Origin of the sequence: Mycolicibacterium chitae, from assembly GCF_900637205.1 — a bacterium.
In the GTDB taxonomy this organism is placed as follows: Bacteria; Actinomycetota; Actinomycetes; order Mycobacteriales; family Mycobacteriaceae; genus Mycobacterium; species Mycobacterium chitae.
Map to the genome: position 1 here is coordinate 3,785,354 of NZ_LR134355.1, position 25,674 is coordinate 3,811,027.

At 69.2% G+C, this 25,674-nt stretch carries 23 protein-coding genes and 1 riboswitch; of the genes, 11 read left to right on the forward strand and 12 right to left on the reverse strand.

Annotated elements, in window-relative coordinates; genetic code table 11:
- Nucleotides 1–17 precede the first annotated feature (17 nt).
- Both EL338_RS18085 and EL338_RS18090 read left to right on the forward strand, forming a co-directional pair.
- Complete coding sequence (locus tag EL338_RS18085) at nt 18–1,526, forward strand: APC family permease (RefSeq protein WP_126335011.1); 1,509 nt, start codon at nt 18–20, stop codon at nt 1,524–1,526.
- A 17-nt stretch (nt 1,527–1,543) separates the two neighbouring features.
- On the forward strand, nt 1,544–2,401 hold the full coding sequence (locus EL338_RS18090) for a universal stress protein (RefSeq protein ID WP_126335012.1): 858 nt from the start codon (nt 1,544–1,546) through the stop codon (nt 2,399–2,401).
- Nucleotides 2,402–2,421: 20 nt separating this feature from the next.
- Here EL338_RS18090 and EL338_RS18095 read toward each other — a convergent pair whose 3' ends face one another.
- Nucleotides 2,422–3,924, reverse strand: a complete 1,503-nt coding sequence (locus EL338_RS18095; RefSeq protein WP_126335013.1) for a gamma-aminobutyraldehyde dehydrogenase — start codon at nt 3,922–3,924, stop codon at nt 2,422–2,424.
- A gap of 133 nt (nt 3,925–4,057) precedes the next feature.
- On the opposite strand from EL338_RS18095, the gene EL338_RS18100 reads away from it, so the two are divergent.
- Both EL338_RS18100 and EL338_RS18105 read left to right on the forward strand, forming a co-directional pair.
- Nucleotides 4,058–4,564 (forward strand): Lrp/AsnC family transcriptional regulator, encoded by a 507-nt coding sequence (locus tag EL338_RS18100; RefSeq protein WP_126335014.1) that lies wholly within the window; start codon nt 4,058–4,060, stop codon nt 4,562–4,564.
- Entirely contained in the window at nt 4,561–5,931 is a 1,371-nt protein-coding gene (locus EL338_RS18105; RefSeq protein ID WP_126335015.1) for an aspartate aminotransferase family protein, read from the forward strand. Before EL338_RS18100 ends, EL338_RS18105 begins: the two co-directional genes overlap by 4 nt.
- Before the next feature lie 58 nt (nt 5,932–5,989).
- On the opposite strand, the gene EL338_RS18110 is transcribed toward EL338_RS18105, so the two are convergent.
- Nucleotides 5,990–7,348 carry a hypothetical protein gene (locus tag EL338_RS18110; protein WP_126335016.1) on the reverse strand — a complete coding sequence of 453 codons (1,359 nt, stop codon included), beginning with the start codon at nt 7,346–7,348 and terminating at the stop codon, nt 5,990–5,992.
- Between the two features lie 887 nt (nt 7,349–8,235).
- The gene (locus EL338_RS18115; RefSeq protein WP_163792229.1) at nt 8,236–8,682 is read right to left on the reverse strand and encodes a MarR family winged helix-turn-helix transcriptional regulator; all 447 of its coding nucleotides are present in this window, start codon (nt 8,680–8,682) and stop codon (nt 8,236–8,238) included.
- Between the two features lie 408 nt (nt 8,683–9,090).
- Here EL338_RS18115 and EL338_RS18120 point away from each other — a divergent pair, with 408 nt between their 5' ends.
- Nucleotides 9,091–10,308, forward strand: a complete 1,218-nt coding sequence (locus EL338_RS18120) for a D-alanyl-D-alanine carboxypeptidase family protein (RefSeq protein WP_126335018.1) — start codon at nt 9,091–9,093, stop codon at nt 10,306–10,308.
- 17 nt (nt 10,309–10,325) lie between these two features.
- On the opposite strand, the gene EL338_RS26195 is transcribed toward EL338_RS18120, so the two are convergent.
- The 5 genes from EL338_RS26195 to EL338_RS18145 are packed head-to-tail and all read right to left on the reverse strand — an operon-like array spanning nt 10,326 to nt 14,480.
- Nucleotides 10,326–10,658, reverse strand: a complete 333-nt coding sequence (locus EL338_RS26195; protein ID WP_163792231.1) for a hypothetical protein — start codon at nt 10,656–10,658, stop codon at nt 10,326–10,328.
- A 47-nt stretch (nt 10,659–10,705) separates the two neighbouring features.
- Nucleotides 10,706–11,557 (reverse strand): nitronate monooxygenase, encoded by an 852-nt coding sequence (locus EL338_RS18130; RefSeq protein ID WP_126335019.1) that lies wholly within the window; start codon nt 11,555–11,557, stop codon nt 10,706–10,708.
- A gap of 1 nt (nt 11,558) precedes the next feature.
- Complete coding sequence (gene yhjD / locus EL338_RS18135; RefSeq protein WP_126335020.1) at nt 11,559–12,605, reverse strand: inner membrane protein YhjD; 1,047 nt, start codon at nt 12,603–12,605, stop codon at nt 11,559–11,561.
- A 13-nt stretch (nt 12,606–12,618) separates the two neighbouring features.
- Nucleotides 12,619–13,641, reverse strand: coding sequence for a tryptophan--tRNA ligase (gene trpS, locus EL338_RS18140; RefSeq protein ID WP_126335021.1), 1,023 nt, complete (start codon nt 13,639–13,641; stop codon nt 12,619–12,621).
- Nucleotides 13,638–14,480: an exodeoxyribonuclease III gene (locus tag EL338_RS18145; protein WP_235666196.1), complete on the reverse strand. Its 843-nt coding sequence runs from the start codon at nt 14,478–14,480 to the stop codon at nt 13,638–13,640. Before EL338_RS18145 ends, trpS begins: the two co-directional genes overlap by 4 nt.
- An 87-nt stretch (nt 14,481–14,567) precedes the next feature.
- Between EL338_RS18145 and EL338_RS18150 the strand changes: the two genes are divergently transcribed.
- The 4 genes from EL338_RS18150 to EL338_RS18165 all read left to right on the forward strand — a co-directional run bounded on the left by EL338_RS18150 (nt 14,568) and on the right by EL338_RS18165 (nt 18,959).
- Nucleotides 14,568–15,407: an epoxide hydrolase EphH gene (locus EL338_RS18150; RefSeq protein WP_126335022.1), complete on the forward strand. Its 840-nt coding sequence runs from the start codon at nt 14,568–14,570 to the stop codon at nt 15,405–15,407.
- A 134-nt stretch (nt 15,408–15,541) separates the two neighbouring features.
- Nucleotides 15,542–15,671: riboswitch (SAM riboswitch) on the forward strand.
- A gap of 116 nt (nt 15,672–15,787) precedes the next feature.
- Complete coding sequence (locus tag EL338_RS18155) at nt 15,788–17,095, forward strand: bifunctional o-acetylhomoserine/o-acetylserine sulfhydrylase (protein WP_126335023.1); 1,308 nt, start codon at nt 15,788–15,790, stop codon at nt 17,093–17,095.
- An 11-nt stretch (nt 17,096–17,106) separates the two neighbouring features.
- On the forward strand, nt 17,107–18,237 hold the full coding sequence (gene metX, locus EL338_RS18160; RefSeq protein ID WP_126335024.1) for a homoserine O-acetyltransferase MetX: 1,131 nt from the start codon (nt 17,107–17,109) through the stop codon (nt 18,235–18,237).
- Entirely contained in the window at nt 18,234–18,959 is a 726-nt protein-coding gene (locus tag EL338_RS18165) for a class I SAM-dependent methyltransferase (RefSeq protein ID WP_126335025.1), read from the forward strand. Before metX ends, EL338_RS18165 begins: the two co-directional genes overlap by 4 nt.
- A 6-nt stretch (nt 18,960–18,965) precedes the next feature.
- On the opposite strand, the gene EL338_RS18170 is transcribed toward EL338_RS18165, so the two are convergent.
- The 3 genes from EL338_RS18170 to EL338_RS18180 are packed head-to-tail and all read right to left on the reverse strand — an operon-like array spanning nt 18,966 to nt 20,386.
- Nucleotides 18,966–19,202, reverse strand: a complete 237-nt coding sequence (locus tag EL338_RS18170) for a hypothetical protein (protein WP_126335026.1) — start codon at nt 19,200–19,202, stop codon at nt 18,966–18,968.
- Nucleotides 19,203–19,259: 57 nt separating this feature from the next.
- Nucleotides 19,260–19,541, reverse strand: a complete 282-nt coding sequence (locus EL338_RS18175) for a DUF3017 domain-containing protein (protein WP_126335027.1) — start codon at nt 19,539–19,541, stop codon at nt 19,260–19,262.
- A complete protein-coding gene (locus EL338_RS18180) occupies nt 19,538–20,386 on the reverse strand; it encodes a bifunctional methylenetetrahydrofolate dehydrogenase/methenyltetrahydrofolate cyclohydrolase (RefSeq protein ID WP_126335028.1) in 849 nt (282 codons plus the stop codon). The genes EL338_RS18175 and EL338_RS18180 overlap by 4 nt, the downstream gene beginning before the upstream one ends.
- A gap of 63 nt (nt 20,387–20,449) precedes the next feature.
- On the opposite strand from EL338_RS18180, the gene EL338_RS18185 reads away from it, so the two are divergent.
- Both EL338_RS18185 and EL338_RS18190 read left to right on the forward strand, forming a co-directional pair.
- Entirely contained in the window at nt 20,450–21,640 is a 1,191-nt protein-coding gene (locus EL338_RS18185) for an NADH:flavin oxidoreductase (protein WP_126335029.1), read from the forward strand.
- A 19-nt stretch (nt 21,641–21,659) separates the two neighbouring features.
- Entirely contained in the window at nt 21,660–24,305 is a 2,646-nt protein-coding gene (locus EL338_RS18190) for an ATP-binding cassette domain-containing protein (protein ID WP_126335030.1), read from the forward strand.
- 336 nt (nt 24,306–24,641) lie between these two features.
- Here EL338_RS18190 and EL338_RS18195 read toward each other — a convergent pair whose 3' ends face one another.
- Nucleotides 24,642–25,505: a hypothetical protein gene (locus tag EL338_RS18195; RefSeq protein WP_126335031.1), complete on the reverse strand. Its 864-nt coding sequence runs from the start codon at nt 25,503–25,505 to the stop codon at nt 24,642–24,644.
- Nucleotides 25,506–25,674: the final 169 nt, after the last annotated feature.

Consider the following 25,674-nt stretch of genomic DNA (forward strand, 5'->3'; position numbering starts at 1 on the left):
CCGTACTATCCCTGAGCATGGCAATTGCGGAGCCACCCGCACGTCCCCGCTCGGACAAAGGCCTGCAAGCCGACGCGCTGGGCCTGGTGGGCAACATCGTCATCGGACTGGCGGCCACCGCGCCGGCCTACAGCCTGGCGGCGACGCTGGGCTACATCGTGTTGGCGGTCGGTGAGAAGGCGCCGTCGATGTTCGTGCTCGCCTTCATCCCGATGCTGATGGTGGCGTTCGCCTACCGCGAACTGGCGCGCGACACCCCGGACTGCGGGACCACGTTCACGTGGGGCACCAAGGCTTTCGGGCCGTGGATCGGCTGGATCGGCGGCTGGGGTCTGGCCGTCTCGGCGATCATCGTGCTGGCCAACGTCGCCGAGATCGCGGCGATCTATCTGTTCCGGTTCGTCGGGCTGGATTCGCTGGCCGAGTCGCTGACCGCCAAGGTGTTGCTCGGCTCGTTCTTCATCATCGCGATGACGGTGGTCAGCGCGCGCGGCATCGTGCTGTCGGAGCGGATCCAGAGCGTCCTGATGGTGATCCAGTTCGTGATCCTGATCGGCGTCAGCGTGATCGCCCTGGTGCGGGTGTTCGCCGGCACCGCCGGCGAACAGGCGGTGCTGCCGTCGTGGAGTTGGCTGTGGCCCTCGGGACTGGACGCCAGTTCCATTGCGGCGGCGGTGATCCTCTGCATCTTCATCTACTGGGGCTGGGACGCCTGCCTGGCCGTCGGCGAGGAGACCAAGGACTCGGAGAACACCCCGGGCCGCGCGGCGATCATCACGACGCTGATCCTGGTGGCCACCTATGTGCTGGTGGCCTACGCGATCCAGTCGTTCGCCGGGTTCGGCGACACCGGGATCGGGTTGAACAACGAGGAGAACGTCGACGACGTGCTGACCGTGCTCGGCGGGCCGGTGGCCGGCGGGGTCGCCGCGGCGCTGCTGCTGTTGACGGTGTCGGTCTCGGCGCTGTCCTCGACGCAGACCACCATCTTGCCGACGGCGCGCGGCACCCTGTCCATGGCGGTCTACGAGGCCATCCCGAAGCGTTTCGCCTTCGTCCACCCGCGCTACATGACACCGACGTTCGGCACCATCGTGATGGGCATCTCCGCGCTCGGCTTCTTCTTCCTGCTGAGCTTCATCAGCCAGAACGCGTTGGCCGACTCGATCGCCTCGCTGGGTCTGGCGGTGGCGTTCTACTACATGATCACCGCGTTCGCCTGCGTCTGGTACTTCCGACGCACGCTGTTGGCCTCGACGCGAAACCTGTTCATGCGCGGCATCCTCCCGTTCCTCGGCGGGCTCGCGATGGTGTGGGCGTTCTTCCAGAGCGCGTACGACATGATCGACCCCGACTACGGCTACACCGCTTTCGGGTCCATCGGCGGCGTGTTCGTGTTCGGCGTCGGGATGCTGGTGCTCGGCATCCCGCTGATGCTGCTGTGCTTCGCCTTCGGCACCAAGCGGTTCTTCCGCGGCGAGACGCTGACGCCCGAGACCACGGTGAAGGTGCCCGACATCTACTGAGAGCGCGGAGGCGTGCAATGCATTTGACCGTTGGTTACCTGGCCACCCCGACCGGCGACGACGGCGTTGCGCTGGCCGTGGCGCTGGCACGGACGTTCGGCGCCGAGGTGGACGTGGTGCTGGTGATCCGCCACGAACTGCCCGACGGCAGCCCGGGCCGCGCCCAGTACCAGGAGCTGCTACTCGAGCGCGGGAACCGCTGGATCGCCGGCGCGGTGGCCGCCTTCGAGGCCGCCGGGATCGCCGCCACCCCCAACGTGCTCGTCGGCGAATCCTTCGCCGAGTCGCTGCTGAGTTTCGCCGAGGAGCACAACTCGGATCTCATCGTCGTCGGCGGCGCCCGCGACGGCTTCTTCGGCGGACACGTCATCGGCCCGGTTTCCAGTGCGCTGCTGCACAGTTCGACCATCCCGGTCGCCCTGGCCCCGCGCGGCTACGCCGAGGATCCCCCGCCGTCGCTGGCCGCGGTCACCGCGGCGGTGCCCACCAAACCTGGCGACGACAACCCGTTGCCGTTCGCGATCAAGCTGGCCGGGGTCGCCGGCCTGCCAATCCGGATGGTCTCGCTGGTCTCGGCGGAGAACCTCGCCGAGGCCGAGAACATCGCCGAGTTGCGCGCGTTGCAGATCACCGCTGCCGAGGAGAACCTGGATGTGGCGGCCCGCGCGCTGCCCACCGCCCCCGATATCGAATCCCTGGTGGCCGAGGGCATGACGCTGGAATCGGCCCTGAAGAAGCTGACCTGGAGTCAGGCCGACGTGTTGGTGGTGGGCTCGAGCCGCTTCGCCGCGCCGCGGCGGATCTTCCTGGGCTCCACGGCCGCGCGCATCCTGGCCGGGACCGACGCCCCGGTGATCGTCATCCCGCGCGACTGAGATTCCCCGCGCGGCCGCCGTCAGCGCTTGGTGAAAATCGTGCGGTGCCAGTCCTTCTCGACCACGCCGGTGATGTCGCTCATCACGTGCTTGATGGTCAGGTACTCCTCGAAGGAGTAGTCACTCATGTCCTTGCCGAACCCGGAGGCCCCGACGCCGCCGTGCGGCATCTCGCTGATGATCGGGATGTGGTCGTTGATCCACACGCAACCGGCATTGATCTCGCGCGAGGCGCGCTGCGCGCGGTAGACATCGCGCGTCCAGGCCGAGGCCGCCAACCCGTACTGGGTGTCGTTGGCCTGCCGCAGCGCGTCGTCATCGTCGGTGAACGCCCGCACCGTCAGCACAGGTCCGAAGATCTCCTCGCGGTAGACCTCGGAGGTCTCGGCGACGTCGGCGATCAGCGTCGGCGCGTAGAACGCGCCCGGCCCCTCGGGGGCGCGGCCGCCGGTGACGACGCGACCACCCTGATCCGGGGCCCGCGACACCATGCCGGCGACCTTGTCGCGGTGCGCGGCCGAAATCAGCGGGCCCAGGTCGGTGTCGGGGTCGTGCGGATCACCGATGACCACCTTGCCCATCACCTCGGCCACCCCGGCCACGAAGTCGTCGTAGAGCTCGCGGGCGACGATCGCGCGGGTGGCGGCCGTGCAGTCCTGGCCGGTGTTGATCAACGAGCCGGCCACCGCGCCCTGCACCGCGGCGTCGAGGTCGGCATCGGAGAAGACGACGAACGGCGCCTTGCCGCCGAGTTCGAGTTGCGTGCGATGGCCGTGCACCGCCGCGGCCGCCATCACCCGGCGACCGACCGCCGTCGAGCCGGTGAACGTGACGACGTCGACGTCGGGATGGCCGGCCAGGGCCGCGCCCACATCGGCGCCGGCCCCGGTGATCACGTTCAGCGCACCGTCGGGCAGGCCCGCCTCCTTGGCCAGGCGCGCCAGGGTCAGGGTCGTCAGCGGGGTGATCTCGGCGGGCTTGATGACCACCGTGCAACCGGCCGCCAGTGCGGGAATCACCTTCCACACCGCCATCTGCAGCGGGTAGTTCCACGGCGTGATGGTGGCGACCACACCGACCGCCTCGCGCCGGATGCTCGACGTGTGATCCGCGGAGTACTCGGCCGAGGCCTTGCCCTCCAAACGCCTTGCCGCTCCGGCGAAGAAGGCGACATTGTCGATGCTGCCCGGCAGGTCGAATTCGGTGGCCAACCGCACCGGCTTGCCGGTCTGGCTGACCTCCTCGGCGATGAAGACCTCGGCGTTGGCCTCCATCAATTCGGCGAGTTTGGCCAGTACGGCCGAGCGCTCGACGGGGGCCGCCGTGGCCCACCCGCGCAACGCGGCGCGGGCCGCGCCGACGGCGGTGTCCACGTCGGCCGGCGTGGCCAGCGCCAGTTCGGCGACGACACCGCCGGTGGCCGGGTTGACCAGTTGGTGCGTCGGCCCGGTGGTCTGGGCCACCGCGCCGTTGATCCAGCTGCCGGCCACGGTGGAGGTCTTGTCGGAGGCGGTCGCAGTCATGCCGCCACCGTAGTCGACGGGGGCGCCGCCTTCCACAGCTAGCGCTACGTATTCATTTGGACGCGGCACCGCCAACTTCGGATATTGACCGAATTGGTTGCCCCGGACAACTGATTCCGTGCACAATCAGCAGATGTCCGATACGTCGCCTCCGCAGCCGGGATCCGCGCGCATCGCCGGCCCGGGGCCCGCGATGCAGCTCGACGACCTCTCCAAGGCCATCATCGAGAAGTTGCAGGAGGACGGCCGTCGCTCCTATGCCGGGATCGGCAAGGCCGTCGGCCTGTCCGAGGCGGCCGTCCGGCAGCGCGTGCAACGGCTCACCGATGCGGGCGTCATGCAGATCGTGGCCGTCACCGACCCGATGCAACTGGGCTTCGCGCGGCAGGCCATGATCGGCATCCGCTGCACCGGCGACACCCGCAAGGTCGCCGAGGAACTGGCGGTCATCGATGAGGTCGACTACGTGGTGCTCACCGCGGGTTCGTTCGACGCCATCGCCGAGGTGGTCTGCGAGGACGACGACGGATTGCTCGAACTGCTGAACACCAAGATCCGGGCGGTGCCGGGAGTCATCGGGACCGAAACCTTGGTCTACCTGAAACTCGTGAAACAGCAATACAATTGGGGCACTCGATGACGTCAACCCAGGCCGGCGAGCTGTCCGCCAAGGCCGACCGCCACCTGTGGGGCCACTTCGCCCGGCACGGCGCCGGGATCACCCCGCCGATCATCACCCGCGGCGAGGGCGTGCACATCTGGGATGACAGCGGAAAGCGTTACATCGACGGGCTTTCGGGGCTGTTCGTCGTCCAGGTGGGCCACGGACGCGCCGAACTCGCCGAGGCCGCCGCCAAGCAGGCCGAGACGCTGGCCTTCTTCCCGCTCTGGAGCTACGCCACGCCACCGGCGATCGAACTGGCCGACCGATTGGCCACCTACGCGCCCGGGGACCTGAACCGGGTGTTCTTCACCACCGGCGGCGGCGAGGCCGTCGAATCGGCGTGGAAGCTGGCCAAGCAGTACTTCAAGCTCACCGGCAAACCCGGTAAGCACAAGGTGGTTTCGCGGGCGATCGCCTATCACGGCACACCGCAGGGCGCGCTGGCCATCACCGGGCTGCCGGCCTTCAAGGCGCCCTTCGAGCCGCTGACCCCGGGCGGCTTCCGGGTGCCCAACACCAACTTCTACCGCGCCCCGGAGCAGTACCGGACCGACATCAAGGCGTTCGGCGAGTATTGCGCCGACCGTATCGCCGAGGCCATCGAGTTCGAGGGCCCGGACACGGTGGCGGCCGTGTTCCTCGAGCCGGTCCAGAACGCCGGGGGCTGCTTCCCGCCGCCGCCCGGATACTTCGAGCGGGTCCGGGAGATCTGCGACGAGTACGACGTGCTGCTGGTCTCCGACGAGGTGATCTGCGCCTACGGCCGGATCGGATCGATGTTCGCCTGCGACGACTTCAACTACGTGCCGGACATGATCACCTGCGCCAAGGGATTGACCTCGGGCTACTCCCCGATCGGCGCAATGATCGCCAGCGACAAGCTCTTCGAGCCGTTCAACGACGGTCAGACGGTGTTCCCGCACGGCTACACCTTCGGTGGACATCCGGTGTCCTCGGCGGTGGCGCTGGCCAATCTGGACATCTTCGAACGCGAGGGCCTCAACGACCACGTCCGACAGACGGCACCGGCCTTCCGGTCGACGTTGGAGAAGCTCCTCGACTTGCCGATCGTCGGCGACGTGCGCGGCGAGGGCTTCTTCTATGGCATCGAACTGGTGAAGGACAAGACCACCCGGGAATCGTTCGACGACGAGGAATCCGAGCGGTTGCTGCGCGGGTACCTGACCCCGGCGCTGTGGGATGCCGGGCTGTACTGCCGCGCCGATGACCGCGGCGACCCAGTGGTGCAACTCGCGCCGCCGCTGATCTGCGGGCAGGCCGAGTTCGACGCCATCTACGAGATCCTGCACGGCGTGCTGACCGAGGCCGGCCGCCGCCTGTAACGGTGGACCCCAGCAAAGTCGCTGGGGCCCACCGCCACTGCGCTGCTACTCGGAGCAGTTACTCCGAGTCGCTGCTGTCGGACTTCGCCGCCGCACGCTCGGCCCTGCGCTCGGCGCGCTTGGCCTCCCGTTCGGCCTTGCGCTCGGCACGCTTGGCCTGGCGTTCGGCCCTGGCCTCGGCGCGCTGCGCCTGACGCTCGGCCCGCGCTTCGGCGCGCCGCTCCCGAATCTCGGTCAAGGCGGACTTGCGCTCCACCTTGGCCTCGGTGGCGGTCTGCGCCTGCCCGTCCTCTGCGGCGTCGACCGTTTCGGTCCCGGCCTCGACATCGACCTCCACCGCCAGGTCTTCGGTGGGAACCTCGGCGGCGACCGTTGCCGGTTCGTCGGCCTCGGTGGCTTCGACCTCGACATCCAGGACGACGGTGTCGGCCGCCTTCTGCGTTGCCACCGTCACCGCCGCCGGGGCCTGACCCGGATCGTCCGACTCCGGCACCGAGGCAACGAGTTCCGCGGCAACCTCGGATTCGGCTTCGGCTTCGGTGGCCTCGGTCTCGAGGGCCTCGGGGGCGCGCAGCGCCATCGCGGGCGCGACATCCGGCGGCTTGATCGCGTCGGCGATGATCTCCCGCACCGACAAGAGGCTGTTGACCAGCCCGTTCTCGCCGAGGAGTCCGCCGTTGCCGATGAACGCGTTGTCGCTGCCGTTCAGGATGGTGTTCGCCATGTCCCCCGGGAAGCTGATGAGGGCATTGGCCACCGCTTCGAAGTCGCCGGCCTCGATGCCGTCGTAGACGGCCTGCGCGGTCACGCCGACCTGTAGCACCGGGGCGATGACCTCGAAGAGCAGCGGAAGACCAACTCCGACCAGCGTTTCTATGGAGACGACCGCCTCCACCACGTTGGTGGCGTTGGCGAGCGGATTGCGCAGCACCGCCTGCAGATTGGTGAATCCGGGGCCGAGCAACAGCGGAAACGCGGCCCCGACGATCGGCGCCAAGAAGGCCGACGCCAGATCGCCGACGCCCTGCTCGATCTCGCCGGCCGCGATCTTGTCGACGGCCGCCGCGACATTTGCCGGGACCTGTCCCGCGCCCTCGATGAATCCGGATCCGAACGTGGTGGCGACATCCGCGAGGACCTGCGCGGTGATGAGCTGGTTGCCGGCGATGTTGCCGAGGATCGGGACCGGATCCGCGGCCACCCTGGCACCGATCCCGGCGGCGTTCTCGAACGTCGTCTCGAAGATGGTGCCCCACTGCTCAATTGGATTGACCAGCGCCGAGAGGTGCGCATCGCCGCTCAGGGTCTGGATACTGCCGTCCGCGAAATCAGCTGGCCTGATTGGACTTATCGCGATGGTACCGGCGCCGACCAATGCGACGCCGGCGGTGAGATAGGAACGAACCGATACTTGCATGGTTGAGCTTCCCCTCAAAAAGGTGGGATCTTGGACGAGCGTCAAGCTACCTGAGAGGAACCTGAGGCCGACGCCGTTTCGGTCCATCTCGGCCAACCGCACCGCACCCGGCCGACCTCGGGCAACCACGGTTCACCACCGATCCGCAGGAAACCGCAGCGCTCGGCGCCGCGCAGCAAAGGGTTGACGAGCGCGTCATTATTTCAAGCCGAAAGTACTTGGACGGCCCCGAACTGCAACGTGTTCCACCGCCGGCGGCGCACACCGCCGACGGGCATCGCAGCCTTCGGCCACACCCGTCCGCCCAGTTGACCGCGATATAGGCGCCCGCACGACGACCATGCCCCGCCGAGTGGATGCCCGCGGCCGGTCGAGAACTGCAACGCGTTCATCGACCGGGCCGCGGAAGCCGCCCCCGCATGGCAGATAAGTCGTGACTGAGATGTTGTCATCAGGGGTCGCGGCGAGGGGTGCGCAGCCGCTACTGTCACTCGCGGGGGGGGCGGCTTCCTTCAGGTGGGATCTTGGACAATCGCACTAGCCGGTACCGCCCCCCGCCCACACCCGGCGGCCCCCAACTAGTTGCGCTTTGAAATTTGCGCTCACCGACACTTCTTTGCCATGCAGGGCCGGTATCCGCCGTTGATCTGCTCAGCAGTCGACACCAGGCCCGCACGCCACGTTGCCAACTTTGGACATTGCGGGGCTTGCTGTCCAATTTGCGCCCCGGGAAGGAAACTCGGCGGTAGCTTTACCCCCGTCCAAGATCGCCTGGAGGAGGTCCGCCTGCGAAACGCACCCGTGCAGCCAACGCCCGCCGACCGCGGATCCCGCCGACCCGCATGGTCGGGCGTTGTCTGCGCGGTGCCGCGACCCGAGTCAGCGAATCACTGGTACCCGAGCCGCTCGACAACCTGCCTGCCGATGGCTCCGAGTGCCGTCATCTGCTGCCGCGACAGTGGCGCCAAATACCATTTGTGCACCTCGCGCGAATAGGTCCGCAACGCCATTTGCAGACACAGTCCGCCGGCCCGGGTGAGTTGCGCCATTACGACCCTTTTGTCCGCCTCGCCCCGGACCCGGATAACAAATCCGCGGGACTCGAGACCGCGCACCAATTGCGTAATCCGACTGGGCGACAGCGACAATTGTTGCGATAGCACTCCCATGCGCGTGGCCCTATCGGGAATGCCGTTCAGGATATAAAGAACCTGCGTTTCGAAGAAGGTCACGTCGTGCGCCTCGATCAGGGCCGAGTTGATCCGGTCGTAGACCAGTGCCGCTGATTCCAAAAAGGCATCCCACGAGCGCTTTTCACTCTCGCTGAGGCCCACGTGGTCACCCATGCCGACCCCCGCGGGCAGCACCGCGGGTGCGGCACTCGACCGTCGTCCGACCTTTGAACCCAGTCACCCACAAATCCTCGGCGAAATGGAAACGTCGTTGCGTCGCGCGTGCTCCGCGCACCGGCGTCGAAGGATGCCCGCAGCCTAACAAAATGCGACGAGAGCGGCAATGAATTTGTGTCCGACCGCCATCGCGAACCGTCGCCGGAATTGTCGGCGCCGATTTCTCAGATATGGCGGATCCGGCGCCGGAATTCGCCGCCGGCGAGACCACGGAAGCGCCTCGGACCGGCCCCGGACACGCGCCGGGAGCCAGTAACACCTGCAACAGAAACCACACCAGTCACAGCGCGCCTCCGCGAATCGGGGCCGTCGCGGGCCTAATCTGCACCCACCATGGCCAGATCACGAACCACCAGCCTGGGTGCCTTGCTGCGGGGTACCGCTCTGGCTACCGCCTTACTCCTGGGCGCCGCACCGGCGGTCGCGGTCGCCGAACCGGACGCCTGCCCGTACAAGGTGAACACCCCGCCCGCGGTGGACGCCTCCGAGGTGCCCAAACCCGGCGAACCCGCGCCGGCCCCGCTGCCGGTACCGGCCAAACCCGTCGGCGGCGACGCCCTGGGCAGCTGCGGCCTGGTGACCGCGCCCGGCACCCCGCCGGTGCCCGGTGACATCTCGGCCGAGGCCTGGTTGGTCGCGGATCTCGACACCGGCGATGTCATCGCGGCCCAGGACCCGCACGGCCGGCATCGGCCCGCCTCGATCGTCAAGGTGCTCACCGCCATGGCCGCGATCAACGAACTCAACGTCAACAAGCGGATTCCCGGCACCCAGGAGGACGCCAACCAGGAAGGCACCCGCGTCGGCGTGGCCCCCGGCGGGCTCTACACGGTCACCGATCTGCTGCACGGCCTGCTCATGCACTCCGGCAACGACGCGGCCTACGCGCTCGCGACCCAACTCGGCGGCATGGACACCGCGCTCGGCAAGCTGAACACGTTGGCCAGCAAGCTCGGCGGCCGCGACACCCGCGCGGCCACCCCGTCGGGCCTGGACGGCCCCGGCATGAGCACCTCGGTCTACGACATGGCGCTGTTCTACCGATACGCCTGGGACAACCCGACTTTCGCGAACATCGTGGCCACCAAGACCTACGACTTCCCCGGCCGCGACGGCAATCCGCCGTACGAGATCTACAACGACAACAAGCTGCTCGAGCACTATCCGGGCGCGCTCGGCGGCAAGACCGGCTATACCGACGATGCGGGACAGACCTTCGTAGGCGCCGCCGAACGCGACGGCCGACGCCTGGTCGCGGTGCTGATGCGCGGGACGCGCGTGCCGATCGCGCCGTGGGAACAGGCCGCGCGCCTCCTCGACTACGGCTTCGCCACCCCGCAGGGCACGCAGGTGGGCAAGCTGGTCGATCCCGACCCGTCGCTGACGACACCCGAGCGCGCCGCCGATGCCGCGGTCGCCTCGCACGCGTCCGGCGTGTTGCCCGACGCCGACACCGTCCCGGTGCGCGTCGGCGTGGCCGTGGTCGGCAGCCTGGTGGTGTTCGGACTGATCATGGGTGCCCGTTCGATGAACCGTCGGCCGCAGTACTGATTCACCACGTCCCGACTTCACCACGTCCCGACGAAGAATTCGAGCACAGCCAGCGCGGCGGCCCCGACGACGGCGATCGCGAACGCCGCGACCAGGATCGGCACCGTCGCCCGGCCGGCTCGGCGACGCGCCAGCAGCGCACCGGCGAGCGCGCCCAACCCGCCGACCACCACCGCCCCACCGAGCGCCAGGTAGAACAGCGCCGCCAGCGCGGCCGTCGGCGCCTCCGCGATCCCGCTGGCGTAGCCGCGGAACGGCACCGGGAACCGGTACAGCGCGGCCAGCAGCGCCGCCGCCGCGGGCGCGCTCACGACGGCGGCGACGGCACCGAGCGCGCTGTGCCGGATCATGTCCACGCACCCTAATCGCGCTGGCCTGTCGGCTGTCCCGCTGACCGTCACCAGCGGCGCAGCAGCGCCTCGGCCCCGTCGCTCAGCGCGCGCAGCACCTCGGCCGCGGGCGCCGCGGCGCGCACCGCTCCGACCCCCTGCCCGGCGTTGACGGGTGAGCCCCGCAGCACGCGCTCGGGAATGTCCGGCGGCCAACGATATCCGGCCGCCAGGTCGTAGGCGCTGGTCAGCTCGGTGCCGGCGCCCTCGGCGGCCAGCAGTTCGGCGCGCGCCGGTGCCGGCGTCAGCGCCTCGACGCAGGTCGCGAAGGCGGTGCCCACCCAGGCCGCGGCCGCACCGGCCGCCAGCACCGCGGCCACGGCGCGGGCTGAGGAGATGCCGCCGGCCGCCAGCACCGGGCCGTCGACCAGGTCGAGGACCTCGGCGAGCAGCGGCAGCGTGGCGACCGCGGGCCGCCCGTGACCACCGCCCTCGGCGCCGCGCGCGACGATTACGTCCACACCGGCGTCCACCGCGGCGCGCGCGTCCTTCGGGGTGGCCACCTGGGTCGCCACCGGGACGCCGGCCGCGTGTGCGGTGCGGACCCAGCCCCAGTCCGCCCCGAAGCTCACCGACAGCAACGCCGGCCGGGCCGCCAGCGCAACGTCGAGCAGCTCGGGCTCCCCCGCCATGACCCAGTGCACCAATCCGATCCCGAAGGGCCGGTCCAGCTCGCCGAGCTGCGCCAACTCGGTGCGCAACTGCTCGGCGGTGGCCGAGCTGCCCATCCCGATCATGCCCAGCCCGCCCGCGCGCGACACCGCCGCGGCCAGCCGGCCGCCGGCCGCCCCGCCCATCGGCGCGTTGACCACGGGAACGTCCAGCCCCAGGGCCGTCGACCAGGATGTCGTCAGTGCCATGTCAGCGATCGGTCTTGCGTCGCAATAGCCGCGAAAGGCCAAGTGCACCAAAGGCGCCCACCGCCGCGGCCACCGCAGCCTGCTCGGTGCCGAGGCCACGGCGGGTGATCACCCGGCTCTGGATCACCGCCGGGGCGGGCGGCATGATCAGGTCCTCGCCCATGTTGTCCTTGGACGTCGCGGCCCAGGCGGTGGCGAACAGCACCAGCCGGGAGGTGATGTAGGCGAACACCATCAGGCCCAGCACCGGGCCGAAGGTGGCCCCCGCCGGGCCGGTGACCACCGACTTCAGATAGATCGACGCCACCTGCTTGAACACCTCGAAGCCGACGGCGGCGATCAGGCCGGCCCGCACGCTGCTGCGGAAGCTCGCCGATTCCCGCGGCAACCGGGCGATCACCCAGGTGAACAAACCCCAGGACACCAGCAGCGCCAACAAGGTCGAGGCGATCCCCAGCACCGGACCGAGCACGGGGGCGTCCTCGATCCCCACCCGCGCCAGCACACTCTTCATCACCGACGCGGTGCCCAGCGTGCTCAGCGCGACCGTGATGACGATCGCCACGAACGCCGACAGCAGCGCCGCCAGGTCCGAGAGTTTGGTCCGCACGAATCCCAGCGGCTTGTCCCGGTACAGGCCCCACATCTGCGACAGCGCCTCGCGCAGGTTGGCCATCCAGCCCAGCCCCGCCCAGGCCGCGGTGGCCAACCCGATCACGCCGACCGCCCCGCGCGAGGCGATCGCGGAATCCATCAGCTCGATGAGTTGGTTGCCCAGGTCGCCGCTGATGGTCTGGCGAATGGCGGCCTCGATCTGCTCCAGCAGATCCGGCCGGCTGGCCAGCACGAAGCCGCCCGCGGCGAAGCCGATCATGAGCAACGGGAACAGCGCGAAGATGGTGAAGTAGGTGATGCCCGCGGCGTAGAAGTCGCCTTTGCTGTCGTTGTACCGCTGCTGGGCCCGTATCACGTGGTCGAACCACGGCATCCGAGCCCGGATGCGGTCCAGGAGTCCGGGCTTGGCGTCCGGTTCTGCCGGCTCGGTCATGCCCTCTTTCCTATCACCTGGACAGTTGCGGTAAGAACCCCAGCCGCTCGTATACCCGCTGCAGCGTGTTTGCAGACACGTCCCGCGCACGCTGCGCGCCGGCGGCCAGCACCGCTTCGAGCTCGGCCGGATCGGCGAGCAACTCGTCGACACGGGTCTTGATCGGGGTGACGAATTCGACGACGGCCTCGGCGGTGTCCTTCTTCAGATCGCCGTAGCCGCGGCCCTCGTAGCCACCCACCAGCGCGTCGATGCCGGTCCCGGTGACCGCCGACTGGATGGTCAGCAGGTTCGAGACCCCCGGCTTGCCGTCGGGATCGAAGCGGATCTCCCGATCGCTGTCGGTGACCGCCGACCGAATCTTCTTGGCGGTCTTGGCCGGATCGTCGAGCAGCGAGATCAGGCCCGCGTCCGAGGCCGCCGACTTGCTCATCTTGGCCGTCGGGTCCTGCAGGTCGTAGATCTTGGCGGTGGCCTTCGGGATCATCGCCTCGGGCACGACGAAGGTGTCGGGGAAGCGCGCGTTGACCCGGCCGGCCACGTCGCGCGCCAGCTCCAGGTGCTGCCGTTGGTCCTCGCCGACGGGCACCAGGTCGGTGTCGTAGGCCAACACGTCGGCGGCCATCAGCACCGGGTAGGTGAACAGGCCGACGGTGGTGGCGTCGGCGCCCTGCTTCTGCGACTTGTCCTTGAACTGCGTCATCCGCGACGCCTGCCCGAAACCGGTGAAACATCCCAGTACCCAGGCCAACTCGGCGTGCGCCGGGACGTGGCTCTGCACGAACACGGTGCTGCGGGCCGGGTCGATACCCAACGCCAGGTACTGGGCCGCGGTCACCAGGGTGCGCCGGCGCAGCACCTCGGGGTCCTGGGCCACGGTGATGGCGTGCAGATCCACCACGCAGAAGTAGGCGTCGTAGCCGTCCTGCAGTTCCACCCACTGCTTCACCGCGCCCAGCGCGTTGCCGAGGTGCAGGGAATCGGAGGTGGGTTGGGCGCCGGAGAAGACCACCTGGCGCGCTGCGCTGTCGCTCATGATGCGGCCATCTTTTCATCCGCGAACTCGACGGTGACCGGCGCGTGGTCGGACCAGCGCAGCGCGTAGTCGCCGGGTCGCTCGGTGCCCGCGGTCACCGCCCGCGCGGCCAGTTCCGGGGTCGCCAGGTGGTAGTCGATGCGCCAGCCGGCGTCGTTGTCGAAGGCCTTGCCGCGCCAGGACCACCAGCTGTACGGGCCGGGCACGTCGGGGTGCAGTCCGCGCACGACGTCCACCCAGCCGGTCGCCAACAGGTCGGTGACCCACTGCCGTTCCTCGGGCAGGAAACCCGACTTCTTCAGGTTGCCCTTCCAGTTCTTGATGTCGTTCTCGGTGTGGGCGATGTTCCAGTCCCCGCACACGACGGCTTGACGGCCGGTGCGCCGCGCCTCGTCCAGCAGGTCGGCCATCCGGGCGCCCAGCGCCGCCATGAAGCGTTCCTTCTCCCGCTGCCGGTCGGTCTCGGCCTCCCCGGTGGGCACGTACACGCTGGCCACCGTCAACCCGCCGGTGGCGACCTCGACGTAGCGGGCGTGATGCGCGAATTCGTCCGCGCCGCAGCCGATCCGGATCTCGTCGACGGGGGTCCGGGACAGCACGGCCACCCCGTTGCGGCCCTTCGGGGCACCGTCGCCGGGGCAGGCGATGGCCAACTGCCAACCGTCGGCGGTGGCCGGCGCCAACGCCTGGGCCACCTGGTCCTCGTCGGCGCGGGTCTCCTGCAGGCAGATCACGTCGGCGCGGGTCTCTTTGAGCCAGGCCAGCAACCCCAGATTGTCGGTGGAGCGCTCCTTGACGGCGGCGCGGATGCCGTTGACGTTGACGGTCGTGACGATCACGAGGCCCCACCCTAACCAACCGGGCCGACGACGCCCGGCCCCCAACAGCCGGTACCGCTGGTACCGGATAATTGTTAGGGTCGGGCCATGACGTTCCGTCGCGACCCCATCCATCTGGGCTCCGGAGAACCGGTCCTGCTGCTCCATCCGTTCCTGTGCTCACAGCAGGTCTGGTCGACGGTCGGCCCGAAACTCGCCGACACCGGCCGCTTCGAGGTGTTCGCCCCGACCATGGCCGGCCACCACGGCGGACCCGAGGCCGGGACCTGGTTCCTGAACAGCGAACTGCTGGCCGATCACGTCGAGCGTCAACTCGACGAACTCGGCTGGGACACCGCCCACATCGTCGGCAACTCCCTGGGCGGCTGGGTGGCGTTCGAACTGGAGCGACGCGGCCGCGCCCGCACCTTGACCGGGATCGCCCCGGCCGGCGGGTGGAGCCAATGGTCGCCGGTGAAGTTCGAGACCGTCGCGAAGTTCCTCGGCGGCGGGCCCGTGCTGCTGGCCGCGCGCCTGCTGGGACCCCGCATTCTCGGTCTGCCGTTCGCGCGACGCATCGCCACGCTGCCGGTCAGCGGCCCGGCCGACGGTCCCACCCAGGCCGACCTGGTGAACCTCGTCGAGGACGCCACGCACTGCCGGGCCTACTTCGCGCTGCTGGTCAAGACCCTGACGCTGCCGGGCCTGCTGGAGTTGGCCGACGTGCAGGCCCCGGTCCAGCTGGTGCTCTGCGAAAAGGACCGGGTCTTCCCCACGCCGCGTGGCAACCGCCACTTCCTCGAGCAGCTGCCGGACACCTCCCGGGTGGTGCGGCTCGACGGCCTCGGACACATCCCGATGCTGGAGGCCCCCGACCTGGTCGCCGAACTGCTGATCGACTTCCTCGACGAACACGTGCCGCCGCACCGGTCCGAGATCCCGGGCTGAGACTCAGGGGCGAGTCAGACCTCACGCAGCAAAAGTGCGAGTGGCCCCCGGCGTGGCTGCTGCCTCGATGCGAGCGACGCACCCGGGACCGGCCCGGTGGCACGTCATCGACGCCTTGGGATATTCTGCAGATCGGTCATGAGCGCCAGCGTCAAGCCCCGGCTTGCTGGCCGGCAACCCTCCAACCGCGGTGGGGTGCCCCGGGTGATGACCAGGTTGAGTAGCCACTGGAACCTCCAGTGGGTTACACGGCAAGCGCGGGTCCGGCAGCCGGGCCCCAGAGTAGACAGGGAAACCTGATGCGGCCCGAGATGTGTCACTGCTGTTGAACCGACTTTGTCGGACGAGCACCTGATACCAGCTACCGAAGGAACCATCACATGAGCACCACCGCCGACGACCCCCAGGCCACCTGGGCGTTCGAGACCAAACAGGTCCACGCCGGCCAGCAACCCGACGCCGCCACCAACGCGCGGGCTCTGCCGATCTACGCCACCACCTCGTACACGTTCGACAGCACCGATCACGCCGCGGCGCTGTTCAGCCTGGCCGAGCCGGGCAACATCTACACCCGGATCATGAATCCCACCACCGACGTCGTCGAGCAGCGCATCGCCGCCCTCGAGGGCGGCGTCGCGGCGCTGTTCCTGTCCTCCGGGCAGGCCGCGTCGACCCTGTCAATCCTCAACATCGCCGGCGCGGGCGACCACATCGTGTCCTCGCCGCGGCTCTACGGCGGCACCTACAACCTGCTGCAGCATTCGCTGCCCAAGCTCGGCGTCGAGGTCACCTTCGTCGAGAACGCCGACGATCTGGAATCCTGGCGCGCCGCGGTCCGCCCCAACACCAAGGCCTTCTTCGCCGAGTCCATCTCCAACCCGCAGATCGATGTCCTCGACATCCCCGGGGTGTCCGGGGTGGCCCACGACAACGGCCTGCCGCTGATCGTCGACAACACCATCGCCACGCCCTACCTGATCCAGCCGCTGGCCCACGGCGCCGACATCGTCGTGCACTCCGCCACCAAGTACCTCGGCGGCCACGGCACCGCGATCGCCGGGGTGATCGTCGACGGCGGCACCTTCGACTGGACCCAGGGCCGCCATCCCGGCTTCACCAACCCCGACCCCAGCTACCACGGCGTGGTGTACGCCGACCTCGGCGCGCCGGCCTTCGCGCTGAAGGCCCGGGTGCAGTTGCTGCGCGACCTCGGTTCGGCCGCCTCGCCGTTCAACGCGTTCCTGGTCGCTCAGGGCCTCGAGACCCTGAGCCTGCGGATGGAGCGGCACGTCGCCAACGCCCAGCGGGTCGCCGAATTCCTGGCCGCCCGCCCGGAGGTCACCAGCGTCAACTACGCGGGCCTGCCCAGCTCACCGTGGCACGAGATCGGAAAGAAGCTGGCGCCCAAGGGAACCGGCGCGGTGCTGGCCTTCGAGCTGGCCGGCGGCGTCCCGGCGGGCAAGGCCTTCGTCGACGCGCTGACACTGCACAGCCACGTCGCCAACATCGGTGACGTGCGCTCGCTGGTGATCCACCCGGCCTCCACCACGCATCAGCAGCTGTCCGCCGAGGAGCAGCTGAGCAGCGGGGTAACCCCGGGCCTGGTGCGGTTGGCGGTCGGCATCGAGGGCATCGACGACATCCTGGCCGACCTCGAACGCGGTTTCGCCGCCGTGGCGGCGTCTTGAGTGAGCCTGACATGACGATTTCCGAAGAACGCGTGCGCGCGACGACGGCCCTGCCCGCCGAGGGTGAGACCGCGATCGTCAACATCGGTGCGCTCACCCTCGAGAGCGGTCAGGTGCTCGACGACGTCAGCATCGCGGTGCAGCGCTGGGGTGAGCTCTCCCCCGCCCGCGACAACGTCGTCATGGTGCTGCACGCGCTCACCGGCGACTCCCACATCACCGGCCCGGCCGGACCGGGTCACCCGACCCCCGGCTGGTGGGATGGCATCGCCGGCCCAGGCGCGCCGATCGACACCGATCACTGGTGCGCGGTCGCCACCAACGTGCTGGGCGGCTGCCGCGGCTCGACCGGACCGAGCTCCCTGCATCGCGACGGAAAGCCCTGGGGCTCACGATTTCCGGTGATCTCGATTCGCGATCAGGTGAATGCCGACCTCGCCGCGCTGGCCGCCCTCGGCATCACCGAGGTCGCCGCGGTGATGGGCGGCTCGATGGGCGGCGCGCGGGCGCTGGAATGGCTTGTCGGGCACCCGGACACGGTGCGCACCGGCCTGGTGCTCGCGGTCGGGGCGCGGGCCACCGCCGATCAGATCGGCACCCAGTCCAACCAGATCGCGGCCATCAAGGCGGACCCGAACTGGCAGGGCGGCGACTACTACGACACCGGCCGCTCCCCGGAAGCCGGACTGGAGGTCGCGCGGCGCTTCGCGCACCTGACCTACCGCGGCGAGGAAGAACTCGACGACCGGTTCGGCAACGCCGCCCAGGGTGACGAGGATCCGCTGGCCGGGGGCCGCTACGCCGTGCAGAGCTATCTCGAGCATCAGGGCGGCAAGCTGGTCGCCCGGTTCGACGCGGGCACCTATGTGGCGCTGTCGGATTCGCTGTCCAGCCACGACGTGGGCCGCGGCCGGGGCGGGGTGGCCGCCGCGCTGCGGTCCTGTCCGCTGCCCGTGGTGGTCGGCGGTATCACCTCCGACCGGCTCTACCCGCTGCGCCTGCAGCAGGAGATCGCCGATCTGCTGCCGGGCTGCGAGGGCCTCGACGTGGTCGACGCCCCCACCGGGCACGACGGTTTCCTGATCGAGACCGAGCCGATCGGCGAACTGATCCGGCGCACGCTGCAATTGGCCGCCCGGTGACCGCCCCGCGGTCCCTGTCGTTCGGTTCGCAGGCGGCGGCGTACGAACGGGGGCGCCCGTCGTACCCGCCGGAGGCCATCGATTGGCTGTTGCCGCCGGGGGCCCGCGATGTCCTGGACCTCGGCGCGGGCACCGGCAAGCTGACGACTCGGCTGGTGGAGCGCGGCCTGAACGTGGTCGCCGTCGACCCCATCACGGAGATGCTCGACGTGCTGCGCAGCGCGCTGCCCGACACCCCGGCCCTGCTCGGTACCGCCGAGGAGATCCCGTTGCCGGACAACAGCGTCGACGCGGTGCTGGTGGCTCAGGCGTGGCACTGGGTGGACCCGGCGCGCGCCATCCCCGAGGTGGCCCGGGTCTTGCGCCCCGGCGGCCGGTTGGGGCTGGTGTGGAACACCCGCGACGAGCGCCTCGGCTGGGTCAAGGACCTCGGCGCGATCATCGGCCCCGAGCACGACCCGTTCAGCCAGTCGGTGCCGCTGCCCGAACCGTTCACCGACGTGCAGCGCCATCAGGTGGAGTGGACCAACTACCTGACCCCGCAGGCGGTGGTGGACCTGGTGGCCTCGCGCAGCTACTGCATCACCTCGCCGGCCGAGGTGCGCACCCAGACCCTGGCCCGGGTACGCGAGCTGCTGGCCACCCACCCGGCCCTGGCGAACTCCACCGGCGTCGCACTGCCGTACGTGACGGTGTGCATCCGCGCGACGCTGGCGGGTTGATCGAAACTAGTTGTGCCGCCCCTGCTTTGCGTCGAGCTCGTTGAGCAACATCCCGAAACCGTTGGCGCGCAGCGAAATCCGTAGCGGTTTACTCGGATCGTGGCCGTCGAGCCAGTGTCGCAGGACGTCCTGCTGACGATGGATGGATTGCCTCTCGGCGTGCAGATCCCGCAGCAGTCGCGGCAGTGTCGCAGGCGAGCCATCCCCCGATGCGCTCGCCGAATTCTCCAATAGTGCCCCCATGGGGGCATCTTAGTGACGCACCCGTCGGGCGCGGGACGGGAATTCTCTGTGAATGGACTAAGAGGTGCCCAGCGGATCGATGGTCCAGGCCGCGTACATGACCACTGTGGCCACCGATGCGGTTGTGACGAAGTCGATCCCCTTCGTGCGCACCCCGAGCAACCCGGCACGCTCGTCGGTGAGCAGCAACCGCAGCGCCGCGGCGATGCCGACCCCGATGCCGATGAGCAGCGCACCGCGGCGCCAGAAGCCGGCGGCCACCAGGACGAAGGCGACGGCGAAGGTCGCGAACACGGCCAGGATCGGCCACTGGGCACGCAGCGCCGAGCGCACCGTCACTGCCGCGACTCGGCGCGTTCGACGACGTTGGTCAGCAGGAACGCGCGGGTCAGCGGGCCTACCCCGCCCGGGTTGGGCGAGACGTGCCCGGCGAGGTCCCAGACGTCGGGATGGACATCGCCGGTGAGCTTGCCGTCGACCCGACTGACGCCGACGTCGACCACCGCCGCGCCGGGACGGACCATCTCCGCGGTCACCATGTGCGGCACCCCCACCGCGGCCACGATGATGTCGGCCTGCTTGGTCAGCGCGGCGAGGTCACGAGTTCCGGTGTGGCACAACGTCACCGTCGCGTTCTCCGAACGTCGGGTCAGCAGCAGCCCCAGCGGCCGGCCCACGGTGACGCCGCGGCCGATCACCACCACGTGCGCGCCGGCGATCTCGACGTCGTAGCGGCGCAGCAGGTGCACGATCCCGCGCGGGGTGCACGGCAGCGGCGCCTCCTTGCCGAGCACCAGCCGGCCGAGGTTGGTCGGGTGCAGACCGTCGGCGTCCTTGTCCGGATCGATGCGTTCCAGCGCGGCGTTCTCGTCCAGGTGCTTGGGTAGCGGCAACTGCACGATGTAGCCGGTGCATTCGGGGTTGGCGTTGAGCTCGTCGATGGTGTCGTCGAGCTGGGCCTGGGTGATGTCGGCGGGCAGGTCGCGACGCAGCGAGGTGATGCCCACCTTGGCGCAGTCGGAGTGCTTGCCGCGCACGTAGGCCTGCGACCCCGGGTCCTCGCCGACGAGGATGGTGCCCAGGCCCGGGGTGATCCCGGCCTGCGTCAACTTCGCCACCCGCTCCTCGAGATCGACGAAGATCTCGTCGCGCGTGGCCTTACCGTCCAGAACTGTCGCACCCACGTCCGACATTGTTGCATCGGTGCCTTTTGACAGACCCGAACGCCGCGGTGTTGAGTTCCTGATGTGAACACCAGCCCAGATGTGTTCAGTCCGGCCCGCCTGGGCCCGCTGACCCTGCGCAACCGCATCATCAAGGCCGCGACCTTCGAAGCGGCGTCGCCGGATGCCCTGGTCACCGACGATCTGATCAACTTCCACCGCCGCCCGGCCGCCGGTGGGGTCGGCATGACGACGGTGGCCTACTGCGCGGTCGAACCCGGCGGCCGCACCGACGGCTGGCAGATCTGGATGCGTCCGGAGGCCCTGCCCGGCCTGCGGCGGCTCACCGACGCGGTGCACGCCGAGGGCGCGGCCATCAGCGCGCAGATCGGGCACGCCGGCCCGGTGGCCAACGCCCGGACCAACAAGGCCCGCGCGCTCGCGCCGGTGCGATTCTTCAATCCGCTTTCGATGCGGTTCGCCAAGAAGGCCACCCTCGAGGACATCCGCGAGGTCACCGAGGCGCACGCCAACGCCGCCCGGCTGGCCATCGACGCCGGCTTCGACGCCGTCGAGATCCACCTCGGGCACAACTATCTGGCGAGTTCGTTCCTGAGCCCACTGATCAACCGTCGCACCGACGAATTCGGCGGATCGCTGGAGAACCGCGCCAAGGTCGCCCGCGGCGTGGTCCGCGCGGTGCGCCGGGCGGTCGGCGATCAGATCGCGGTCACCGCCAAGCTCAACATGTCCGACGGCGTGCGCGGCGGCATCTCGATGGAGGAGTCCCTGCAGACCGCGAAGTGGCTCGAGGAAGACGGCGGACTGGACGCGCTGCAGCTGACCGCGGGCAGCTCGCTGGTCAACCCGATGTACCTGTTCCGCGGCGACGCGCCGGTCAAGGAGTTCTCCGCGGTGTTCAAGCCGCCGCTCAGCTGGGGCATGCGGATGACCGGCAAGAAGTTCCTGCGCGAGTACCCCTACCGCGAGGCCTACCTGCTGCGCGAGGCCAGCCAGTTCCGCGCCGAGTTGAAGCTGCCGCTGATCCTGCTGGGCGGCATCACCAACCGCGAGACTATGGACCGCGCGATGGCCGCCGGATTCGATTTCGTCGCGATGGGCCGCGCGCTGCTGGCCGAACCCGATCTGTTGAACCGCATCGAGGCCGACGGCGACGCACACACCGTGAAGTCGGTGTGCAACCACTGCAACCTGTGCATGCCGACCATCTACAGCCACACCTACTGCGTGCTGACCGGCGCTCCGGACCGGTAGCCCGTTACAGTTGGACCCGATGACTGGACCAGTGGCACCCGCGCTGACCGTACGGTTCGACGGGTCCCAGCGGACCTTCGCTGCGGGCAATGATGTGGTGATCGGTCGCGACCTGCGCGCTGACGTGCGCATCGCGCATCCCCTGATCTCCAGGGCTCACCTGATTCTGCGCATCGACCGAGGGCGCTGGCAGGCGATCGACAACGGCTCACTCAACGGCATGTTCCTGCACGGTCGCCGCGTGCCGGCCGTCGACATCGCCGACGGCATGGCGATCAACATCGGCAACCCGGACGGCCCGCAACTCAGCTTCGAGTTGGGCGGCCAGACCGGATCGGTGGGCATGCCCCCGCAGACCGCGGCGGTCCCGGTGGCGCGCCCGCCCCTGGCCACCGGCCCCGGCGGCCACCCCAGCCAGCCGATGTATCCGACCGGCAGCGGCAGTTACTCGACCGGGTACCCGACCGGTGCACCGCCGAGCACCCCGCCGCCGCGGCCGCCCTACCCGAGCGGCCCGCGCCCCACCTCCGGCTACCCGCCGAGCACCTCGCAGCCGGCCTACCCGACCAGCGGCACGTATCCGACCGGGTATCCGCCCAGCGCCTCGCAGCCGGTGCGCGAGCAGCCGCAGTCCGGCAACCTGCCCACTCAGATGGGCCCCGTCGCGGCGGCGGCCAAGTCCGGCGACGGCAACCTGGCCACCAGCATGCTCAAGATCCTGCGGCCGGGCCGGGCCCCGGAGGTCCCGGCCGGCGGGATCAAGATCGGTCGCGCCACCGACAACGACATCGTCATCCCCGACGTGCTGGCCTCCCGCCACCACGCCACCCTGGTGCCCAGTCCCGGCGGCGCCGAGATCGTCGACAACCGCAGCATCAACGGCACGTTCGTCAACGGCCAGCGCGTCGCCTCGGCGGCGCTGGCCGAGGGCGATGTCGTCACCATCGGCAACGTCGACCTCGTCTTCACCGGCGGCACGCTCGCGCGCCGGTCGGAGACCGAGGCCGCCACCCGCACCGGTGGGCTCGAGGTCCGCGGCCTGACCTGGACCATCGAGAACAACAAGACGCTGCTGGAGAACATCTCCATCGACGCGCGCCCCGGCACGCTGACCGCGGTGATCGGGCCGTCGGGGGCGGGCAAGTCGACCTTCGCCAAGCAGGTCGCCGGGCTCACCCATCCGACCAGCGGCACGGTCACCTTCGAGGGCCACGACATCCACGCCGAGTACGCTTCGCTGCGCTCCCGGATCGGGATGGTGCCCCAGGACGACGTGGTGCACGGTCAGCTGACCGTCGACCAGGCCCTGATGTACGCCGCGGAACTGCGGCTGCCCCCGGACACCACCGAGGCCGACCGCGCCCAGGTCGTCACGCAGGTGCTCGAAGAACTCGAGATGACCAAGCACCGTCAGACCCGGGTGGACAAGCTCTCCGGCGGTCAGCGCAAGCGCGCGTCGGTTGCGATGGAGTTGCTCACCGGCCCATCGCTGTTGATCCTCGACGAGCCGACCTCCGGCCTGGACCCCGCGCTGGACCGGCAGGTCATGACGATGCTGCGCCAGCTGGCCGACGCCGGACGCGTGGTGCTGGTGGTCACGCACTCCCTGACCTACCTCGACGTGTGCGATCAGGTGCTGCTGCTGGCACCGGGCGGCAAGACCGCGTTCTACGGTCCGCCCAGCCAGATCGGTCCGGAGATGGGCACCACCAACTGGGCCGACATCTTCAGCTCGGTGGCCGGCGACCCCGACGATGCCCATCAGCGCTACCGGCAGCGCACCGGGCCGACCCCGGTGCAACCCGCCGCGGCCGAGCCGAGCGATTTGGGCAAACCCGCGAAAACCAGTCTGCTGCGGCAGTTCTCCACCATCGCGCGCAGACAGATGCGGCTGATCATCGCCGACCGCGGCTATTTCGCCTTCCTCGCGCTGCTGCCGTTCATCATGGGCGTGCTGTCGCTGTCGGTGCCCGGCGATGTCGGCTTCGGCATCCCCGACCCGATGGGCGACGCGCCCAACGAGCCCGGGCAGATCCTGGTGCTGCTCAACGTCGGTGCGATCTTCATGGGCACCGCGCTGACCATCCGCGACCTGATCGGCGAACGCGCCATCTTCCGCCGCGAGCAGGCGGTCGGATTGTCCACCACCGCCTACCTTTTGGCGAAGGTCTGCGTGTACGCGGTGTTCGCGATCGTGCAGTCGACCATCGTCACGGCCATCACGATCATGGGCAAGGGCGCGCCCACCCAGGGCTCGATCGGCCTGGGCAACCCGACGCTGGACCTGTTCGTGGTGATGGGTGCGACCACGGTGACCTCGGCCATGGTGGGCCTGGCGCTCTCTGCGCTGGCCCGCACCAGCGAGCAGATCATGCCGCTGCTCGTGGTCGCGGTGATGAGCCAGTTGGTGTTCTCCGGCGGCATGATCCCGGTGACCGACCGACTGGTGCTCGATCAGATGTCCTGGATCACCCCGGCGCGCTGGGGCTTTGCGGCCTCGGCCTCGACGGTGGACCTGATCCATCTGGTGCCCGGGCCGCTGACACCCAAGGACGCGCTGTGGGAGCACAACTCGTCGACCTGGTGGTTCGACATGGCCATGCTGGCCGGTCTGAGCTTCGCCTACGTGACCTTCGTGCGGTGGAAGATCCGGCTCAAGGGCTGAGTCTCCCAGGGGTGGGGCCTCGCTCGCCCGGGTCCCAGGGCCTCACCCGCCCAGGCCTCACCCGCCCCAGAGCCTCACCCGCCCCAGGCCTCACCCGCCCAGAGTGAACATGTTGCACCCATCGCGCGAGTAAGCCCGTCAACAAGTCACCCCTCGGCACACCACCCCGCGGCCAAACCCCACCCCTGCACGCCCACAGTTGACATGTTGCACCCATAACACGAGTAAGCCCGCCAACAAGTCACCCCTCGGCACACCACCCCGCGGCCAAACCCCACCCCTGCACGCCCACAGTTGACATGTTGCACCCATAACACGAGTAAGCCCGCCAACAAGTCACCCCTCGGCACACCACCCCGCGGCCAGCAGCGCCGCCCGCGCCCGATTCACGATCCCCGGCTGGTCGTACGCGAGGTGCACAGCCGACACCCGCACAATCGTCCAGCCGAGGCTCGCGAGGTACTCGAGCCGATCGATGTCGTCGGCGTAATGGCCCGCGTTGGTCCAATGCTGCTCGCCCTCATACTCCACACCCACCTTCCAGTTCTCCCAGCCCATGTCGATCCGCCGGACGATCCGACCGGCCGCGTTGCGGATCGGAATCTGCGTCTCCGGTCGCGGCAACCCCCCGCGGATCAGGACCAGTCGTACCCGGGTCTCCTGCGGAGATTCAGCTCCCGCGTCGGCGAGGTCGAGCACCTGTCGGAGCTGTCGAATGTTGCGGGCCCCGGGATACTTCGCAGCCACCTTTTCCGCTGCGGCGATACCGATCGCAGTGGCATTCAGCAGTGCGTCCACCCGGATCACGGCCTCATCCAGGGGCAGACGCCGACCGATGTCGAAGACCGTGCGCGGGGCCGTCGTACACGGGATACCACCCAACACCTGCACCTCGTCGTCAGCGAGGACGTCCTTGTGGATGCGGATACCGGCCGGGGACCCGTGCTGGGCGCGTACCAATTCCGTCGGCGCGTTCTGCGGTACCCACTTGCTGCCCAACAGCGCAGCGGCCGACAACCCGGACACCGTGGCCGTACGGTTCGACCACAGCCACGCCGCCACGGCACGATCGCGCGGGGACAACACGGTGCCGCGCAGCACATAGACGTTGCGATGGATCTTCGTATACCGGCGCGCCAGATCTCGACGCGTGAGCTCACCTGACGCCAACGCCTCGGTGGCCATGATCAGTCTGGGCACGCGGCAGATGCTGCAAGAATTCCGCGGATCCCGGTATTCACCCCTGTGTATAACCGCCCGATACGGCCAGAGTTGGGTTGTTGCACCCATCCCGCCCGCAACCCCGCAAACAAGTCACCCCTCGGCGAGGGCCACGGCCAGGCCACCGCCAAGCCACACGTCCAAAGTT

Coding starts and splice junctions, on each gene's coding strand:
- EL338_RS18105 (WP_126335015.1), top strand. CDS start 4,561: ATGACGTCAACCCAGGCCGGCGAGCTGTCCGCCAAGGCCGACCGCCAC.
- EL338_RS18100 (WP_126335014.1), top strand. CDS start 4,058: ATGTCCGATACGTCGCCTCCGCAGCCGGGATCCGCGCGCATCGCCGGC.
- EL338_RS18090 (WP_126335012.1), top strand. CDS start 1,544: ATGCATTTGACCGTTGGTTACCTGGCCACCCCGACCGGCGACGACGGC.
- EL338_RS26195 (WP_163792231.1), bottom strand. CDS start 10,658: ATGATCCGGCACAGCGCGCTCGGTGCCGTCGCCGCCGTCGTGAGCGCG.
- trpS (WP_126335021.1), bottom strand. CDS start 13,641: ATGAGCGACAGCGCAGCGCGCCAGGTGGTCTTCTCCGGCGCCCAACCC.
- EL338_RS18110 (WP_126335016.1), bottom strand. CDS start 7,348: ATGCAAGTATCGGTTCGTTCCTATCTCACCGCCGGCGTCGCATTGGTC.
- EL338_RS18095 (WP_126335013.1), bottom strand. CDS start 3,924: ATGACTGCGACCGCCTCCGACAAGACCTCCACCGTGGCCGGCAGCTGG.
- EL338_RS18120 (WP_126335018.1), top strand. CDS start 9,091: ATGGCCAGATCACGAACCACCAGCCTGGGTGCCTTGCTGCGGGGTACC.
- yhjD (WP_126335020.1), bottom strand. CDS start 12,605: ATGACCGAGCCGGCAGAACCGGACGCCAAGCCCGGACTCCTGGACCGC.
- EL338_RS18085 (WP_126335011.1), top strand. CDS start 18: ATGGCAATTGCGGAGCCACCCGCACGTCCCCGCTCGGACAAAGGCCTG.
- EL338_RS18190 (WP_126335030.1), top strand. CDS start 21,660: ATGACTGGACCAGTGGCACCCGCGCTGACCGTACGGTTCGACGGGTCC.
- EL338_RS18130 (WP_126335019.1), bottom strand. CDS start 11,557: ATGGCACTGACGACATCCTGGTCGACGGCCCTGGGGCTGGACGTTCCC.
- metX (WP_126335024.1), top strand. CDS start 17,107: ATGACGATTTCCGAAGAACGCGTGCGCGCGACGACGGCCCTGCCCGCC.
- EL338_RS18155 (WP_126335023.1), top strand. CDS start 15,788: ATGAGCACCACCGCCGACGACCCCCAGGCCACCTGGGCGTTCGAGACC.
- EL338_RS18150 (WP_126335022.1), top strand. CDS start 14,568: ATGACGTTCCGTCGCGACCCCATCCATCTGGGCTCCGGAGAACCGGTC.
- EL338_RS18170 (WP_126335026.1), bottom strand. CDS start 19,202: ATGGGGGCACTATTGGAGAATTCGGCGAGCGCATCGGGGGATGGCTCG.